Origin of the sequence: Streptomyces sp. NPDC058579, assembly GCF_042718575.1 — a bacterium.
Taxonomy (GTDB): Bacteria; Actinomycetota; Actinomycetes; order Streptomycetales; family Streptomycetaceae; genus Streptomyces.
Genome location: NZ_JBHXPI010000003.1, coordinates 147,282 through 163,966, shown reverse-complemented (window position 1 = coordinate 163,966; position 16,685 = coordinate 147,282). Strand labels below are relative to the sequence as shown.

The 16,685-nt window shown below is 72.5% G+C and carries 13 protein-coding genes; 11 read left to right on the top strand and 2 right to left on the bottom strand.

All coding sequences use genetic code 11. The annotated features are described in order from the left end of the window. Positions 1 to 7 precede the first annotated feature (7 nt). Complete coding sequence (locus ACFWRO_RS06020; RefSeq protein WP_384504870.1) at positions 8 to 229, bottom strand: hypothetical protein; 222 nt, start codon at positions 227 to 229, stop codon at positions 8 to 10. Between the two features lie 213 nt (positions 230 to 442). On the opposite strand from ACFWRO_RS06020, the gene ACFWRO_RS06015 reads away from it, so the two are divergent. Continuing rightward, positions 443 to 3,562 carry a beta-N-acetylglucosaminidase domain-containing protein gene (locus tag ACFWRO_RS06015; protein ID WP_384504867.1) on the top strand — a complete coding sequence of 1,040 codons (3,120 nt, stop codon included), beginning with the start codon at positions 443 to 445 and terminating at the stop codon, positions 3,560 to 3,562. Between the two features lie 69 nt (positions 3,563 to 3,631). Here the strand turns inward: ACFWRO_RS06015 and ACFWRO_RS06010 are convergent, their stop codons facing one another. Beyond that, complete coding sequence (locus ACFWRO_RS06010; protein ID WP_384504865.1) at positions 3,632 to 4,195, bottom strand: HNH endonuclease; 564 nt, start codon at positions 4,193 to 4,195, stop codon at positions 3,632 to 3,634. Positions 4,196 to 4,441: 246 nt separating this feature from the next. On the opposite strand from ACFWRO_RS06010, the gene ACFWRO_RS06005 reads away from it, so the two are divergent. The 10 genes from ACFWRO_RS06005 to ACFWRO_RS05960 all read left to right on the top strand — a co-directional run bounded on the left by ACFWRO_RS06005 (position 4,442) and on the right by ACFWRO_RS05960 (position 16,684). Continuing rightward, a complete protein-coding gene (locus ACFWRO_RS06005) occupies positions 4,442 to 5,503 on the top strand; it encodes a mechanosensitive ion channel family protein (RefSeq protein ID WP_384504863.1) in 1,062 nt (353 codons plus the stop codon). 182 nt (positions 5,504 to 5,685) lie between these two features. Continuing rightward, positions 5,686 to 6,900: an ROK family protein gene (locus ACFWRO_RS06000; protein WP_384504860.1), complete on the top strand. Its 1,215-nt coding sequence runs from the start codon at positions 5,686 to 5,688 to the stop codon at positions 6,898 to 6,900. A 111-nt stretch (positions 6,901 to 7,011) separates the two neighbouring features. Beyond that, entirely contained in the window at positions 7,012 to 8,349 is a 1,338-nt protein-coding gene (locus tag ACFWRO_RS05995) for an ABC transporter substrate-binding protein (RefSeq protein WP_384504857.1), read from the top strand. Positions 8,350 to 8,368: 19 nt separating this feature from the next. Continuing rightward, the gene (locus ACFWRO_RS05990; protein WP_384504854.1) at positions 8,369 to 9,331 is read left to right on the top strand and encodes a carbohydrate ABC transporter permease; all 963 of its coding nucleotides are present in this window, start codon (positions 8,369 to 8,371) and stop codon (positions 9,329 to 9,331) included. Positions 9,332 to 9,333: 2 nt separating this feature from the next. Then, positions 9,334 to 10,230 (top strand): carbohydrate ABC transporter permease, encoded by an 897-nt coding sequence (locus tag ACFWRO_RS05985; RefSeq protein ID WP_384504852.1) that lies wholly within the window; start codon positions 9,334 to 9,336, stop codon positions 10,228 to 10,230. Positions 10,231 to 10,239: 9 nt separating this feature from the next. Beyond that, positions 10,240 to 11,505 carry a 6-phospho-beta-glucosidase gene (locus ACFWRO_RS05980; protein ID WP_384504850.1) on the top strand — a complete coding sequence of 422 codons (1,266 nt, stop codon included), beginning with the start codon at positions 10,240 to 10,242 and terminating at the stop codon, positions 11,503 to 11,505. After that, complete coding sequence (locus tag ACFWRO_RS05975; protein ID WP_384504848.1) at positions 11,496 to 12,473, top strand: N-acetylglucosamine kinase; 978 nt, start codon at positions 11,496 to 11,498, stop codon at positions 12,471 to 12,473. The genes ACFWRO_RS05980 and ACFWRO_RS05975 overlap by 10 nt, the downstream gene beginning before the upstream one ends. Positions 12,474 to 12,803: 330 nt before the next feature. Next, entirely contained in the window at positions 12,804 to 14,294 is a 1,491-nt protein-coding gene (locus ACFWRO_RS05970; RefSeq protein WP_384504846.1) for a hypothetical protein, read from the top strand. A 47-nt stretch (positions 14,295 to 14,341) separates the two neighbouring features. Next, positions 14,342 to 15,367, top strand: a complete 1,026-nt coding sequence (locus ACFWRO_RS05965; protein WP_384504843.1) for a glutamate ABC transporter substrate-binding protein — start codon at positions 14,342 to 14,344, stop codon at positions 15,365 to 15,367. 15 nt (positions 15,368 to 15,382) lie between these two features. Then, complete coding sequence (locus ACFWRO_RS05960) at positions 15,383 to 16,684, top strand: hypothetical protein (RefSeq protein ID WP_384504841.1); 1,302 nt, start codon at positions 15,383 to 15,385, stop codon at positions 16,682 to 16,684. Position 16,685 lies beyond the last annotated feature (1 nt).

The following is a 16,685-nucleotide window of genomic DNA, read 5'->3' as shown; positions in this document are numbered from 1 at the left end:
CCGGCGGTCACATGCCGGAGGACTCCGTGCCGCCCGAGGTCCAGGGGGCGGTGGGTTCGCTGGTGAGCGGGGCCGCCGGGGTCAGGGGCGGTTCGCTGGTGAGGGGGGCCGCGTCCGCGAGCGGCGGCTCGCTGGTCAGCGGCGCCTGGTCGGCGAGGGGCGGCTCGCTGGTGAGCGGGCCCTGTTTCGGTACGGGTATCTCGGTGAAGTGGGGGGTGGTCACGGTCACGGGGGTACTCCCGGCTTCGTCTCGACAGGTGGAACGACCAAGCCCTACCCACCGCACCCCGTTTTACCGGCGGAAGTCGGCGCGGCGGTGCCACCTCGCCGAAAGCCGGGCGGGCAAACCGGGCACATCGGCCACGCACGTTGACACCCCGCCGGACGGGTGGTGGGGTCGTGACCTACTCGTGACCAACGGGGGAGCAGAGAGGAGTTCGGCGTGCACCTCGGGCGCAGGAAGCGGACGGCAACGGCCGTGGCCGCCGCCGTGATCGGCGGGCTCCTCGGCGGCGGCGTCCCCGGGGCGGCCCAGGCCGTCCCGGTCTCCCCCGTCACCACCCCCGACGTACCTCAGAGTCCGGCCGAGCCTGCCGTGTGGCCGCGCCCGCAGTCCCTGCGGGAGGCGGGTCCCGCCGTGCGGCTCGGCGGCGAGGTGACGCTGCTCGTCGACCCCGACGCCGACCCGTACGCGGTCGCCGCGCTGCGCGAGGTGCTGCGGACGGCGGGCGTACGGACCGTCCACACGACCCTGCCGGGCGGCGGCCCTGTGCTCCGTGTGGGCCCCACGGCCTCCCAGGAGGCCCTGCGGGCGCTGCGCGTGGCCGAGCGGGGCGATCTGCCGCGCGGCGGCTACCGGCTCGCGACGGGCCCGGTGGGCGGCCGGGACACCGTCGCCCTGGACGGCGTCGGCCCGGACGGGCTCTTCCACGGCGTCCAGACGCTCCGTCAGCTGATCGAGGGTCACGCCGAAGGTCAGGTCGAAGGTCAGGTCGGAGGTCAGGTCGATGGTCAGGACGCCGAGAGTCATGCCGAGGGTCAGGACGCCGGCGAGCGGCTGATCCCCGGAGTCGTCGTCCGCGACTGGCCCGCCACCGCCGTGCGCGGCCTCACCGAGGGTTTCTTCGGCCGCCCCTGGAGCCACGAACAGCGGCTCGCCCAGCTCGACTTCATGGGCCGCACCAAGCAGAACCGGTACCTCTACGCGCCCGGCGACGACCCGTACCGCCAGACCCAGTGGCGCGACCCCTACCCGGCCGAACAGCGCGCCGAGTTCCGCGCGCTCGCCGAACGGGCCCGCGCCAACCACGTGACCCTCGCCTGGGCCGTGGCGCCCGCGCAGTCCATGTGCCTGGCGTCGGACGCCGACGTGAAGGCGCTGACCCGCAAGGTCGACGCGATGTGGGCGCTGGGGGTGCGCTCCTTCCAGCTCCAGTTCCAGGACGTCAGCTACAGCGAGTGGCACTGCTCCAAGGACCGGGAGACCTTCGGGCGCGGGCCCGAGGCGGGCGCGACCGCCCACGCGCGCGTGGCGAACGCGGTCGCCCGGCACCTGGCCGAGCGGTACCCGGGCGCGGAGCCGCTCACGCTGATGCCGACGGAGTACTACCAGGACGGGGCGACCGCGTACCGCACGGCGCTCGCCGCCGGCCTCGACACCGGGGTGCAGGTCGCCTGGACCGGCGTGGGCGCCGTACCGCGCGCCATCACCGGGCGCGACCTGGCCGGCGCCCGCGACGCGCTGCGCAGGCCGCTGGTCACGATGGACAACTACCCGGTCAACGACTACGCCCAGGACCGGCTCTTCCTCGGCCCTTCCCAGGGCCGCGAGCCGGCCGTGGCGGCCGGTTCGGCCGCGTTCCTCGCCAACGCCATGGAGCAGCCGGCGGCTTCCCGCATCCCGCTCTTCACCGCCGCCGACTACGCCTGGAACCCGAAGGGCTACCGGCCCCAGGAGTCCTGGCGGGCCGCCGTCGACGAGTTGGCGGGACCGAACCCGGCCGCCCGCGAGGCGCTGCGGGCCCTGGCCGGCAACGACGCCTCCTCGCTGCTCGACCCGGCGGGCGAGTCGGCGTACCTGAAGCCGCTGATGACCGCGTTCTGGAACACCCGTACGTCCCAGGACCGGGCGGTACGGGAGAAGGCGGCGCGCGAGCTGCGGGCGGCGTTCACCGTGATGCGGGAGGCCCCGCGGCGGCTCGCCGCGACCGCCGACGGCACCCTGGACGACGAGGTCGGGCCCTGGCTGGAGCAGCTCTCGCGCTACGGCCTCGCGGGCGAGACGGCGGTCGACATGCTGCTCGCCCAGGGCAGCGGCGACGGCGCGGCCGCCTGGCAGGCCCAGCTCCGCCTCGAGCCGCTGCGCGAGGCGGCGCGGGCGAGCGGGGCGACCGTCGGAACGGGCGTCCTCGACCCCTTCCTCACGCGCGCGGTGACGGAGGCCGCGGCCTGGACGGGCGCCGACCGCGAGCGCACGACCGGGCGTCCTGCGGACGTGGCCGTCGAGCCGGACGCGTACACCCTCCGCCTCGACCGCTCACGGCCCGTGGACGCGGTGACCGTGATGACGGAGCCCGGTTCGGGGGACTCCGCGCGCGTGGAGGCGTACGTCCACGGCGAGGGCTGGCGGGCGCTCGGCCCGGTCTCCCCGACCGGCTGGACGCAGACGGACATGAAGGGGCTGCGCGCGGAGGCCGTCCGGGTCGTGTGGGACGGCGCGACCGGACCGGTCGCCCCGAAGGTGCGTTCCCTGGTGCCGTGGTTCGCGGACGAGCCGCGCGCCGAGCTGGAGCTGGCCCGGTCCGCGACGGACGCCGAGATCGGCGGGCCCGCGCAGCGGGTCGACGTCCGGCTCGTGGGCCGGTCCACCGACGAGGTGCGCGGGGCGCTGACGGCGCGGGCGCCGAAGGGCATCCAGGTACGGATGCCCGCGGAGGCCCGGATTCCGCGTGGCACGCGCGCGACGGTGCCGCTCCAGGTGTCGGTCGCCCCGGACGTGCCCGTGGGCGAGTACCGGGTGCCGGTCTCCTTCGCGGGCGAGGAGCGGGTCCTGACGGTCCGCGCGTTCCCGCGCACGGCGGGCCCGGACCTGGCGCGCACGGCGACGGCCGCGTCCTCCGGTGACGAGACCCCCGACTTCCCGGCGGTCTCGGCCCTGGACGGCGATCCGGCCACCCGCTGGTCCTCCCCTGCGGAGGACGGCGCCTGGTGGCAGCTGGAGCTGGCGGACCCGGCCCGGATAGGGCAGGTGGTCCTGCACTGGCAGGACGCGTACGCCTCCCGCTACCGCATCCAGGTCTCCCCCGACGGCCGCACCTGGCGCACGGCGGCCACCGTCGCCGACGGGCGGGGCGGCCGCGAGAGCGTCCGCATGGACGCGGCGGACACCCGCTTCCTGCGGGTCCAGGGCGACACGCGCGCGACGAAGTACGGCTACTCGCTCTGGTCGGTGGAGACGTACGCGGTGGCCCCTCCGGCCACCCCCAAGGCACCCGAGACGCCCGAGACACCCACGGTGCCTGGGATCCCCGAGACGCCGGAGCAGCCCGAGCAGCCGCGGTAGAGCCGAGCCGGGGGCGCCCCGGCGCGGCGCCCCCGGCTCTGGACGGCGTACGGACGACGAAGGCCCGGCTCAACCCGCCTTCACGGCCCCCGTGGGGGCGATGGAGACGGCGTCGATCCGGGCCATCACGTCGTCGGCGCCGTACGGCTGCAAGTACGGCAGCCAGCGTGGGTCCCGATGTCCGGTCCCGATGATCCGCCAGGCCAGGCCGCTGGGCGGCGCGGGCTGATGGCGCAGCCGCCAGCCCAGGTCGTGCAGGTGCCGGTCGGCCTTGACGTGGTTGCAGCGGCGGCAGGCCGCCACGACGTTCTCCCAGGCGTGCGTGCCCCCGCGGCTGCGCGGAATGACGTGGTCGACGCTGGTTGCGACGCCACCGCAGTACATGCAACGCCCGCCGTCACGGGCGAAGAGGGCTCTGCGGGTCAGAGGAACGGGCCCCCGGTAGGGGACCCGCACGAACCGCTTCAGCCGGACCACACTCGGTGCGGGGATGACGCGGGTCTCGCTGTGCAGGAAGGCGCCGGACTCCTCGAGGCAGAGTGCCTTGTTCTCGAGGACGAGGACGAGCGCGCGGCGGAGCGGTACGACGCCGAGGGGCTCGTACGACGCGTTGAGGACCAGGACATGCGGCACGGATGCCTCCTAATACGCCGGCGGCGCGTGGCTCGCGCCGGGACGAACTGCTCTCAGTCTCTCCTCATGCCTGGTCGGAGCGCCACCACGTACCCGTAACGGGCTTGGAGTGTTCTCGACCACATCGGCATCGTCACCGGGTACATCCCCGCGTGAGGTCGGTCTCTCCCTCGAACAGCACAACAGGAGCACGCCTTGTGCCCCGTTAGTGTGGATGTTCGCGTACGCCACGCCTGGAGGTTTCTCGTGCTCTGGTCCGCCCCGCAGACCGCCGACGATCCGCAGAAGGTCCCCGTCACCTTCGACGAGGCCGCGGAGAAGGCGACGAACGCCGCGGGCTGGGTGGAGGAGAACTGGTCCACCTGGCTGAACACCGGCCTGCGGATCCTGCTCATCCTGGTCGTCGCCCTCCTTCTGCGGATGGCGATCCGGCGCGCGCTGACCAAGCTCATAGAGCGGATGAACCGCTCCGCGCAGGCCGTGGAGGGCACCGCGCTCGGCGGGCTCCTGGTCAACGCCGAGCGGCGGCGCCAGCGCTCGGAGGCGATCGGCTCGGTGCTCCGCTCGGTCGCGTCGTTCGTGATCCTGGGCACGGCGGGTCTTATGATCCTCGGCGCGTTCAAGATCGACCTGGCGCCGCTGCTCGCCTCCGCCGGCGTCGCCGGTGTCGCGATCGGCTTCGGCGCGCGGAACCTGGTCACGGACTTCCTCTCCGGGGTCTTCATGATCCTGGAGGACCAGTACGGCGTCGGTGACTCGGTGGACGCGGGCGTGGCCTCGGGCGAGGTCATCGAGGTCGGTCTGCGGGTGACGAAGCTGCGCGGCGACAACGGCGAGATCTGGTACGTCCGCAACGGCGAGATCAAGCGGATCGGCAACCTCAGCCAGGGCTGGGCGACGGCGGCGGTCGACGTGACGGTCCGGCCGACGGAGGACATGGACCGGGTGAAGTCGGTGATCGACGAGGCCACGGTGTCCATGGCGAAGGAAGAGCCGTGGAACGAGCGGCTGTGGGGTCCGGTGGAGATCCTCGGCCTCACCGAGGTGCTGATCGACTCCATGACGATCCGGGTCTCGGCGAAGACGATGCCGGGCAAGGCCCTGGGCGTGGAGCGCGAGCTGCGCTGGCGGATCAAGCGCGGCCTGGACGAGGCCGGCATCCGGATCGTCGGCGGCCTCCCGGCGCAGGCGGAGGAGTCCCCCGCGGACCCGACGGCGTCCATGGCGGCGCCCTCGGTCTTCGCCTCGCCGACGTCCCCGCAGGGCGCGGCGGCCAGCCCGCTGCCGAAGCCGGACCTCATGAAGTAGCCGCACCTCATGAAGTAACCCGCACCCGCCCACTGGCGCACGGAGCCCCCGCAGGTAACGCTTTGGTTGCCTTCGGGGGCTTCGCGCGTTCCCGGGTATTGACGCCCCGGTGACGGCCGCCCTACCGTCCTCCCACCGAATAGGAAACTTTCCTAACAGTGTAGTGAGGCAGGTGCGTCGTCATGGCCGGTACGACCCCGGGTACCCCCGGCACCCCGCGCGTCCTGCGGGCCATGAACGACCGCGCCGCCCTCGATCTGCTCCTGGAGCACGGGGCCCTGTCCCGCACCCGGATCGGCAAGCTCACCGGCCTGTCGAAGCCGACCGCCTCCCAGCTGCTCGCCCGTCTGGAGGCCGCCGGGCTCGTCGTCGCCACCGGGACCACCGCGGGCCGGCCGGGACCCAGCGCGCAGCTGTACGCCGTGAACGCGCGGGCCGCCTTCGCCGCCGGCATCGACGCGAACCCGCACCGGATCCGCGCCGCCGTCGCCGACGTCACCGGCACGGTCGTCGGCGAGTTCGAGCTGCTCACCCCGGGCCGCGGCAACGACGGCGTCGTCCGCCAGGTCACCACCGCCCTCGACGGCGCCGTCAAGGACGCCGGGATCACCCGCGCCGACGTGCACCGGCTCGTCATCGGCACCCCCGGCGCCTTCGACCCGGCCACCGGCCGCCTGCGGTACGCCTCCCACCTGCCCGGCTGGCACTCCCCCACGCTCCTGGAGGAGCTGGCGGCCGTGCTGCCGATGCCGTTCGAGTACGAGAACGACGTCAACCTGGTGGCCGTCGCCGAGCAGCGCCTGGGCGCCGCCCGGGGCCACGAGGACTTCGTGCTGCTGTGGAACGAGGAGGGCCTCGGCGCCGCCCTCGTCCTCGGCGGCCGGCTCCACCGCGGCTTCACCGGCGGCGCCGGCGAGGTCGGCTTCCTGCCCGTGCCCGGCACCCCGCTCGTACGGCAGGTCACCAAGGCCAACTCCGGCGGCTTCCAGGAGCTCGCCGGCGTCCAGTCCGTACCCCGGATCGCCCGGTCGCTCTCCATCGAGACTCCCGAGCAGCCCTATGTGGCCACCGCGGCCCGGCTGCTCCACCACGCCGCCGCCCACCACGGGGACGACCCCCGGTACGCGGCGCTGCTCGACCAGTACGCCGAGCGCGTCGCCACCGGTCTCGCCTCCCTCGTCGCCGTACTCGACCCCGAACTCGTCGTCCTCTCCGGTGACGCGATCGTCGCCGGCGGGGAGCCGCTGCGCGAGCGCGTCCAGTCCGAACTGGCCGAGCTCGCCGCCTCCCGGCCGAGACTCGTCCTCGGCGGCGTCGACCGGGACCCCGTCCTGCGCGGGGCGCTCGAGAGCGCCCTCGCGACCACCCGCGACGAGGTCTTCGACACGTCCCGATAGGCACGCGTCCCGATAGGCGCGCCCGCGCCCGAACCACCGCTCGTCCGGTCAGAACAGCCGGCAGTTCCCCGCCCCCGTAGTTCCGCCCGTCCGCCCCAGGGAGTCCTTGTCATGCCCGCACGCACGCGCAGAGCAGCCGTCGCGCTCGCCGCCACCGCCTCCATCGCCCTCCTCGCCTCGGCCTGTACCGGCTCGGCGGACAACAAGGCGAGCGACGACCCGAACGCGCAGACCACGATCACCTTCTGGCACGGCTGGTCGGCCCCCTCGGAGGCCAAGGCGATCCAGGACAACGTCGCCCGCTTCGAGAAGGCCCACCCGAACATCAAGGTGAAGGTCGTCGGCAACATCAACGACGACAAGCTGAGCCAGGCGCTGCGCGCGGGCGGTTCGAACGGCCCGGACGTGGCCGCCTCCTTCACCACGTCGAACGTCGGCAAGTTCTGCCACACCGGTTCGTTCGCGGACCTCAAGCCCTTCCTGGAGAAGGACAAGGTGGACCTGGACAAGACCTTCTCGAAGGTGCTGCAGGACTACACCCAGTTCGAGGGCAAGCGCTGCTCGCTGCCGCTGCTCTCCGACGCGTACGGGCTCTACTACAACAAGGACGCCTTCAAGGCGGCCGGCATCACCGCCCCGCCGAAGACCTGGTCGGAGTTCTCCCAGGTCGCGAAGAAGCTGACGAAGGAGAAGGGCGACAGCTACGAGCAGCTCGGCTTCATGCCGAACTACCTCGGCTACGAGACCGTCCCCTCCCACTACATGTCGCAGTGGAACCACAAGTACTTCGACGAGAGCGGCAAGTCGCTCCTCGCCAAGGACCCGGGCTTCGCCGAGATGCTGACCTACCAGAAGTCGCTGGTCGACGGCCTGGGCGGGTTCGCGAAGCTGGACAAGTACCGCACCACCTTCGGTGACGAGTGGGGCGCGAAGCACCCCTTCCACACCGGCCAGGTCGCCATGCAGCTGGACGGCGAGTGGCGGCTGAACTTCATCAAGGACGCCAAGGCCGGCTTCGAAGTCGGCGTCGCGCCGCTGCCGGTCGCCGACGACGAGGTGGCCGAGTACGGCAAGGGCTACCTCTCCGGCACGATCATCGGCATCGCGCCGCAGAGCAAGAAGCAGAACGCGGCCTGGGAACTGATCAAGTACATGACCATGGACACCGACGCGGTGGTGGACTTCGCCAACGCCATCGGCAACGTCCCCTCCACCCTGGAGGCCCTGAAGTCGCCGAAGCTGAAGGCCGACGCGAACTTCAAGGTCTTCCTGGACATCGCCGGGCACCCGAAGTCCTCCACCTCCGACGGCGCGGTGAACGGCTCGACGTACCAGGACACCTTCCAGGACTTCGCCCAGAAGTACGAGAAGGGCCAGGTCAAGGACCTGAAGAAGGGCCTTGAGGACACGGCCGCGCAGATCGACCGCGACATCGCCCAGGCGAAGTAAGACCCGGGACCGGTACCTCATGTCCTCCGACACCCTCGACGGGCGCCGGGCGGCGCTGCGGTCGAAGCGCGTGCGCAACGCGCTTCGCACCGCGGCGTTCATGTCGCCCTGGCTGATCGGCTTCAGCGTCTTCTTCGCGTACCCGCTCGTCTCGACCGTCTACTTCTCCCTGATGAAGTACGACGGGATCAACCCGCCGACCTGGCGGGGCCTGGACAACTGGACGTACGTCTTCTCCGACCTGCCGAAGTTCTGGCCGGCGATGCAGAACACCCTCTGGCTCGCGGTCGTCATGGTCGCCTGCCGGGTGGCGTTCGGTCTCGGCATCGGCCTGCTCATCACCAAGATCAAGCTGGGTGCCGGGGTCTTCCGCACCCTCTTCTACCTGCCGTACCTGGCCCCGCCGGTCGCCGCGACGCTGGCCTTCGTCTTCCTGCTCAACCCGGGCACGGGACCGGTCAACTCGGTCCTGGAGGCCGTCGGCATCCCGGCGCCCTCCTGGTTCAACGACACCGCGTGGGCCAAGCCGGCCCTCACCGTCCTCGCCGTGTGGGGCGTCGGGGACCTGATGGTCATCTTCATGGCCGCGCTGCTCGACGTACCGAAGGAGCAGTACGAGGCGGCGGAGCTGGACGGGGCCTCGGCCTGGCAGCGGTTCCGCTTCGTCACCCTGCCCAACATCTCGCCGATCGTCCTCTTCGCGGTCGTCACCGGGATCATCGGCGCGATGCAGTACTACACGCAGCCGATCGTGGCCGCGAAGGTCGCGTCGGGTGTGATGGGCGGCTCCGGCCAGACCTTCGAGCCGGGCTACCCGGACGACTCGACGCTGACGCTGCCGCAGCTGGTCTACAACCTCGGCTTCGGCCGCTTCGACTACGGCGCGGCCAGCGTCGTGGCCCTCGTCCTGTTCGCGCTCTCCATGGCCTTCACCGCGCTGCTCATGCGCCGGCGGGGCGGCCTGATCGGCTCGGGTGACTGACCATGAGCTCCCTTTCCACGCTCGACAGGACCGTGCGCAAGGCGTCCGCGGGCCCCGCCGAGCGGACGGCGCGCCGCAAGGCGCTCCTGCACTGGATCGCCGTGCACTCCCTCGGGATAGCCGCGGCCCTGTTCTTCGTGCTGCCGTTCGTCTTCGTCCTCCTGACCTCGCTGATGAGCGACCAGCAGGCGCTGACCCGCGACCTCACCCCGAACAGCTGGCACTGGGACAACTACGTGCGGGTCTTCAAGACCCCGGGCTTCCTCGACTGGTGGAAGAACTCCCTGCTGTACGCCGGGCTCGGCACCGCGCTCGTCGTGGTGTCCTCGATCCCGGTGGCGTACGCGCTCGCCAAGTTCCGCTTCCGGGGCCGGCATCTTTCGCTGCTGCTCGTCATCTCGATGATGATGCTGCCGCCGCAGGTGATCATCATTCCGATGTACCTGTTCTGGGCCAAGCAGATGGACCTCTCCGGCACCCTGTGGCCGCTGATCATCCCGATGGCCTTCGGTGACGCCTTCGCGATCTTCCTGCTGCGCCAGTTCCTGCTGACGATCCCCAACGAGTACATCGAGGCCGCGCGCCTCGACGGCTGCGGCGAGCTGCGCACCCTCCTCAAGGTCGTGCTCCCGATGGCGAAGCCCGGCGTCGCCGCCGTGGCGCTGTTCCAGTTCTTCTACTGCTGGAACGACTACTTCGGACCGCAGATCTACACGTCGGAGAACCCGGCGATGTACACGCTGAGTTACGGCCTGGAGTCCTTCAAGGGCGCGCACCACACCGACTGGAACCTGACCATGGCCGCGACCGTACTGGTCATGGCCCCCGTGATCCTCGTCTTCTTCTTCGCCCAGAAGGCGTTCGTCGAGGGAGTCACACTGACCGGAGTGAAGGGCTAGCTGAACACTATGAAGCTCGCTGTCGTGGGGGGCGGCTCCACCTACACCCCCGAACTGATCGACGGATTCGCGCGGTTGCGCGACACGTTGCCCATCACCGAACTCGTCCTCGTCGACCCGGCCGCCGACCGGCTCGAACTGGTCGGCGGGCTCGCGCGGCGGATCTTCGCCAAGCTGGACCACCCGGGGAAGATCGTCACCACCTCCGACGTCGACGCCGGGGTGGCGGGCGCCGACGCCGTCCTGCTTCAGCTGCGGGTCGGCGGGCAGGCCGCCCGGAACCAGGACGAGACCTGGCCGCTGGAGTGCGGCTGCGTCGGCCAGGAGACCACGGGCGCCGGCGGTCTCGCCAAGGCCCTGCGGACCGTGCCGGTGGTCCTGGACATCGCCGAGCGGGTCCGGCGCGCCAACCCGGACGCCTGGATCATCGACTTCACCAACCCCGTCGGCATCGTCACGCGCGCGTTGCTCCAGGCCGGTCACAAGGCCGTGGGCCTGTGCAACGTGGCCATCGGCTTCCAGCGGAAGTTCGCGAAGCTGCTGGACGTGGCCCCGTCCGAGGTCCACCTCGACCACGTCGGGCTCAACCACCTGACCTGGGAGACCGGGGTCCGCCTCGGCGGCCCCGAGGGCGAGGACGTGCTGCCGCGGCTGCTCGCCGCGCACGGCGAGACCATCGCCGAGGACCTGCGTCTGCCGCTGTCGGTGGTGGACCGCCTCGGTGTCGTCCCCTCGTACTACCTGCGCTACTTCTACGCGCACGACGAGGTCGTACGGGAGCTGGGCACCAAGCCCTCGCGGGCGGCCGAGGTCGCCGCGATGGAGAAGGAACTCCTGGAGATGTACGGCGACCCGGCGCTCGACGAGAAGCCGGCCCTGCTCGCCAAGCGCGGCGGCGCCTTCTACTCGGAGGCGGCCGTGGACCTCGCGGCCTCGCTGCTCGGTGGCGGTGGCTCGCCGTACCAGGTGGTGAACACGTACAACAACGGCACGCTGCCGTTCCTCGCCGACGACGCCGTCATCGAGGTGCAGGCGGCGGTCGGGCCGAACGGCCCGGTGCCGCTGCCGGTCCCCCCGCTCGACCCGCTGTTCGCCGGGCTGATCGCGAACGTCACGGCGTACGAGGACCTGGCTCTTGAGGCCGCCCTGCGCGGAGGCCGCGACCGGGTGTTCAAGGCGCTGCTCGCGCACCCGCTGGTCGGGCAGCACGCGTACGCCGACGGGCTCACCGACCGGCTGATCGCGCACAACCGGGAGCACCTGGCGTGGGCGTGAACCTCGACCACGCGCTCCTGGCGATCGACGCGGGCAACAGCAAGACCGACGTGGCGGTCGTGGGGGCGGACGGGAGCGTGCTCGGCGCGGCGCGCGGCGGCGGGTTCCAGCCGCCGGTCGTCGGGGTCGAGGAGGCGGTGGACGCGCTGGCGGAGATCGTCGGGCGGGCCGCGGCCGAGGCGGGCCTGCCTTTGGAGTTCGCGCACGTCTCCGCCTGTCTCGCCAACGCCGATCTCCCCGTGGAGGAGGCGGAGTTGACCGCGGCCCTGGAGGCGAGGGGCTGGACCCCGTCGGTCCGGGTGTACAACGACACCTTCGCCATCCTGCGCGCCGGGCTCGACGAGCCGCGCGGGGTCGCCGTGGTCTGCGGGGCGGGCATCAACTGCGTCGGCATGCTGCCCGACGGCCGCACCGCCCGGTTCCCCGCGATCGGCAAGATCTCCGGCGACTGGGGCGGCGGCAGCGGACTCGCCGAGGAGGCGCTCTGGTTCGCCGCCCGCGCGGAGGACGGCCGGGGCGAGCCGACCGCGCTCGTCCGGACGCTGCCCGCGCACTTCGGCCTTCCGACGATGTACGCGCTGATCGAGGCGCTGCACCTGGGGTCCATCCCGTACGAGCGGCGCCACGAGCTGACGCCCGTGCTGTTCCGTACGAGCGCGGAGGGCGACCCCGTCGCCCGCTCGCTGGTGCACCGTCTTGCCGACGAGGTCGCCGCGCTGTCGACGGTCGCGCTCGGCAGGCTCGACCTGCTCGACGAGGAGGCCCCGGTGATGCTCGGCGGCAGCGTGCTGGCCGCGCGGCACCCCGAGTTGGACGGCCGGATCGCCGAACTCCTCGCGGCCAAGGCGCCGAAGGCCGTGATCGGGGTGGTCACGTCCCCGCCGGTGCTGGGCGCGGCGCTCCTCGCGCTTGACGCGGTGGCGGCCGGGCCGGAGGCCGCGGCGCGGCTGCGAGGCCACTACGCCTGAAGTCCCACAGGCGTGGTGACGCCGGGGCGCTCCCTTCGCGGGGGCGCCCCGGTTGTCGTTTCGCCCCCGGTCGTCGTTCGCCCGGGTCGTCGTCCCCCCGGTCGTTGCTCACGCCAGTCGGTCGTTCGCCCGCGTGTGGTTCACCCGTTCGGGGAGGGGCGTGAGGGAACCGATCACGTCCGAAAAGCGTATTCATAGCAGGGGATTCGCCCACGGGGGTGGCGCGCGATGGGGCACGATGGAAACAAGATCCAGTCAATCCTGGTGTGCGGGCGGGGTCCCTGACGCCATACTGCTGGCCGGGAACGTCGGACCGAGGGGGAGGCCACGTTGACACACCCGCCGAATGCGCCTGCCGCCTCGGCAGCGGGCTCCACGCCCGTGCGCCCGGGGACCGGCGTGCCCGCGCAGGCGCCACCGCCCGGCGCGTCGCCCGCCGCCGCCTACGTCGTCTCCGTCTCCCCCGGCTCGTCGCCCGCGGGCGCGCCCGGCGGTCGCGGGGCCTGGGGCGAGGTCCGGGTGGTGCTGCGCCGTGCCGCCACGACGGAGCCGGGCAGGCTGCAGATCCTGGGCGCCGTACTGGCCCTGCTGGTCGTCGCGTTCGGGGCCGTCACCGCCTACGAGGTGTCCGACCGGGCCGGCTCGGCCGACGACGTGGTGAGCCGCAGCCAGCCGCTGAGCGCCGACGCCGCCGCGATCTACCGCTCGCTCGCCGACGCCGACACGGCCGCCGCCAGCGGTTTCCTCTCCAAGGAGCGGGACCCCGCCGACCTCCAGAAGCGGTACAGGGACGACATCGGCACCGCGTCCCGCCTCCTGGTGAAGGCCGCGGCGAGCACCGAGGGCTCGGCGCAGTCGGCCCGCGAGATCACCGTCCTGAACGAACGACTGCCGCAGTACACCGGCCTGATCGAGCGGGCCCGCGCCGCCAACCGGCAGGGCCTGCCGCTCGGCGGCGCCTATCTGCGGTACGCGAACCAGCTGATGACCACGCAGCTGCTGCCGGCCGCCGAGCGGCTCTACGAGGCGGAGACCGCGCGCCTCGCCCAGGACGACGAGGACGCCCGTGACTGGCCGTTCCTCTCGATCGCCCTCGGCATCGCCGTCCTCGCCGTCCTGGTCCGGACCCAGCGCCGCACGTACGCGCGGACGAACCGGGTCTTCAACCAGGGGCTGCTTGCCGCGACAGCCGCCTGCGTCGTCGTGCTGCTCTGGCTCGCGGCGGCGCACACCGTCGCCCGCGCCGGCCTGAACGATGCCCGCGCGCACGGACAGAGTTCGCTCCAGGTCCTCAACACCGCCCGGATCAGCTCCCTGAAGGCCCGGGCCAACGAGAACCTGACGCTCGTCGCGCGAGGCGCGGTCCTCACCGACGACGGCAAGCACGACAAGTACGAGACCGACTACGCCGCGAGCATGAAGACCCTGACGGACTCGCTCGCCGAGGCCCGCGAGCTCGCCGACGACGACCCCGGACGCGACCCGCTGGCCGCCGCCGCCGAGCGGACGGCCGAGTGGCAGACGCGCCACAAGAGCGCCCGGGAGAAGGACGACTCGGGCGACTACGAAGGCGCGCGCGTCGGCGTCGTCGGACCCGACGACGCCGGTGCCGGCCCGGACGAGTCCACCGGGCACTCCTTCGACCAGGTCGACGCGGCCCTGAAGAAAGCCCTGGACCACGAGCAGCGCGAGTTCACCCAGGCCGCCGAGGGCGGCAGGGGCGCGCTCACCGGCCTCCCGCTCGGTGCGGCCGCGCTCGGCATCCTGGGCGCGGCGGGCGCGATCATGGGCATCAACCGCAGGCTGGCGGAGTACCGGTGAGAGGGGGCGGGATGCGGAAGAGCGTCGACGGCGCGAGGAGGCACGGCATGGCCGCGCTCCTGAGCGGCCGCCGCCCCCTGGCGCGCCCGCGCGGCTGGGGCGGGGTGGCCGCGATGGCCGTGGCCTGCGGTCTCACGGCCTCGCTGACCCTGCTGCCGCTCGCGCACGGCGGGAGCGGCTCCGCGGCGGCGGGCCCGGTGACCGGCCCCGGCGTCGGCACGGGCGTCCAGGTCAGGTCGGACACCTGCCAGAACCCGGAGGCCTCGCTCACCCCGGACACCCAGGACGGCCCGGCCGTCCAGGCGATCAAGGCGCGCGGCAAGCTCGTCGTCGGCGTCGACCAGAACAGCTACAACTGGGGGTACTTCAACCCCGAGAGCAGGCAGCTGGAAGGCTTCGACATCACGCTGGCCAAGGCGATCGCCAAGGATCTCCTGGGCAGCGAGGACGCGATCATCTACCGCACGATCCCCACCAACCAGCGGGTCGCCGCCCTGGATTCGGGCAAGGTGGACCTCGTCGTCCGCACGATGACGATCAACTGCAAGCGGATCCAGCAGGTCGCCTTCTCCACCGCTTACTTCCAGGTCGGCCAGCAGGTCCTGGCGGCCCAGGACGACTCCACGATCACCGGGTACGACTCCTCCCTCGCCGGGAAGCGGGTCTGCACGGCGGAGGGCTCCACGGCGTACGAAGCCCTGGAGAAGAACTCCTTCGGCGCCACCTTCAAGGACGAGGGCGACGGCACCAAGGCGGACAAGGACCTGTTGACCGTCCCGAACCAGCTGGACTGCCTGGCCCGGCTCCAGCTGGGCGAGGTCGACGCCGTCCTCACCGACAACGCGCTGGCGGCGGGACAGGCCGCCCAGGACCCGGCCGTGGAGCTGAAGGGCGAGCCGTTCACCACCGAGTACTACGGAGTCGCCGCCAAGCTCGGCAACGACGACCTGGTCCGCCGGGTCAACCAGGTCCTCGTCGAGTACCGCAAGGGCGCGTGGCGGGCGGCGTACGACCAGTGGCTGAAGGCGGACCTGCCCGGGATATCCGGGCCGCCCGCACCCCTGTACAAGTAGAGCGAGAGGTGATCGATGGGCGTCGCGGGCACCCCCGGCCCTGTGATGGACCGGGACGAGGTGGACCGTGCGCTGGCGCGGCTCGGCGCGGAGCACAAGGCGATCGAGGACTCGCTGCTGGCGCTCCAGGACCACGCGGGCCGCAGGCTGCTCGAAGGCGCCGAGCTGACCGGGACCACCCGGGACCGCTGGCAGTCCACCGAGCGCACGATCACCCTGCTCTGGACGTACTTCGAGGCGTACACCGGCGCCCTGTACGGCGCCCGTGAGCTGCGGGCGCGCAGGCGCTGGGCCAGCCGCGAGGACCTCGTGGAGCTGACCGACCGGCTGCGGGGCGAGAGCGTGCACGTCGCGGGCGGTGCCCAGGCGCCGGCCGCGCCGACGCTGACCGGGCCCGCCCGGCTCTCCGAGCGGTTCAGCCTGGAGCGGCTCGTCGCCCGGATGAACGAGCTGTACGCGTCCTCGCTCGACATGGTCGTGACGGCCGACGCGGTCTGGTCCGCGCTGCCCGCGCGGATAGACCTCCTCGCCGCCGAGCTCGGCCGGACGCGCTCGCTCGCGCACTCCGTCGGGGTCCGGCCGGGAGAGCATCCGTCCGGGGACGAGCTGGAGTCGATCACGGCCGAGCTGACCGCGCTGCGGTCCCAGGTCATCACCGACCCACTGGCGTTCTGGCGCCCCGCCTCCGGGAGTTCGGCGCCGGGCGGCGGCCGTCCCGACACCGAGCGGTACGACCGGGCCGCGCGCGCCCTGGAGGACATCCGGCGCGAGATCGAGGCGGTCCTCGCGGTCCGGCAGGACTCCGAGGAGCGGCTGCTGCGGCTGCGGGACGTCCTCTCGCGCGCCGACCGGACGCTCGCCGAGGCACGGGTGGCGCGCGGCGAGGTCCTCGCCAAGATCGCCGCCTCCGAGGTGCCCGCCGTCAGCGGCCCGCCGACGGTCCTCCAGGAGCGCCTGGCGACGGCCGCCGAGTACCGCAGGCACGCCCAGTGGCACCGGCTCTCGCCGCTCCTTGAGTCCCTCGAGGTGGAGGCCGAGGACGAACTGCAGCGCGCCCGCGCGTCCTTGACCGCCGTCACCGCGCCGCTCGCCGTCCGCGCCGAGCTGCGCGGACGGCTCGACGCGTACAAGGCGAAGGTGGCCCGGCTCGGCGCGGCGGAGGACCCGCTCCTGATCGAGCGGTACGACGCGGCGCGCCGGATGCTGTGGAGCGCGCCCTGCGACCTGCGTGTCGCCGAGCAGACGGTGTTGCGGTACCAGCAGGCGGTGGCCGAGGTGCTGTCCGGCCCGAGAGACGTCAGGGGGAACCAGTGGTGAG

Bases quoted from the DNA above. Each gene is read 5' to 3' on its own strand.
- ACFWRO_RS05980 (WP_384504850.1), top strand. From the start codon at position 10,240: ATGAAGCTCGCTGTCGTGGGGGGCGGCTCCACCTACACCCCCGAACTG.
- ACFWRO_RS05990 (WP_384504854.1), top strand. From the start codon at position 8,369: ATGTCCTCCGACACCCTCGACGGGCGCCGGGCGGCGCTGCGGTCGAAG.
- ACFWRO_RS05995 (WP_384504857.1), top strand. From the start codon at position 7,012: ATGCCCGCACGCACGCGCAGAGCAGCCGTCGCGCTCGCCGCCACCGCC.
- ACFWRO_RS05985 (WP_384504852.1), top strand. From the start codon at position 9,334: ATGAGCTCCCTTTCCACGCTCGACAGGACCGTGCGCAAGGCGTCCGCG.
- ACFWRO_RS06000 (WP_384504860.1), top strand. From the start codon at position 5,686: ATGGCCGGTACGACCCCGGGTACCCCCGGCACCCCGCGCGTCCTGCGG.
- ACFWRO_RS05960 (WP_384504841.1), top strand. From the start codon at position 15,383: ATGGGCGTCGCGGGCACCCCCGGCCCTGTGATGGACCGGGACGAGGTG.
- ACFWRO_RS05965 (WP_384504843.1), top strand. From the start codon at position 14,342: ATGGCCGCGCTCCTGAGCGGCCGCCGCCCCCTGGCGCGCCCGCGCGGC.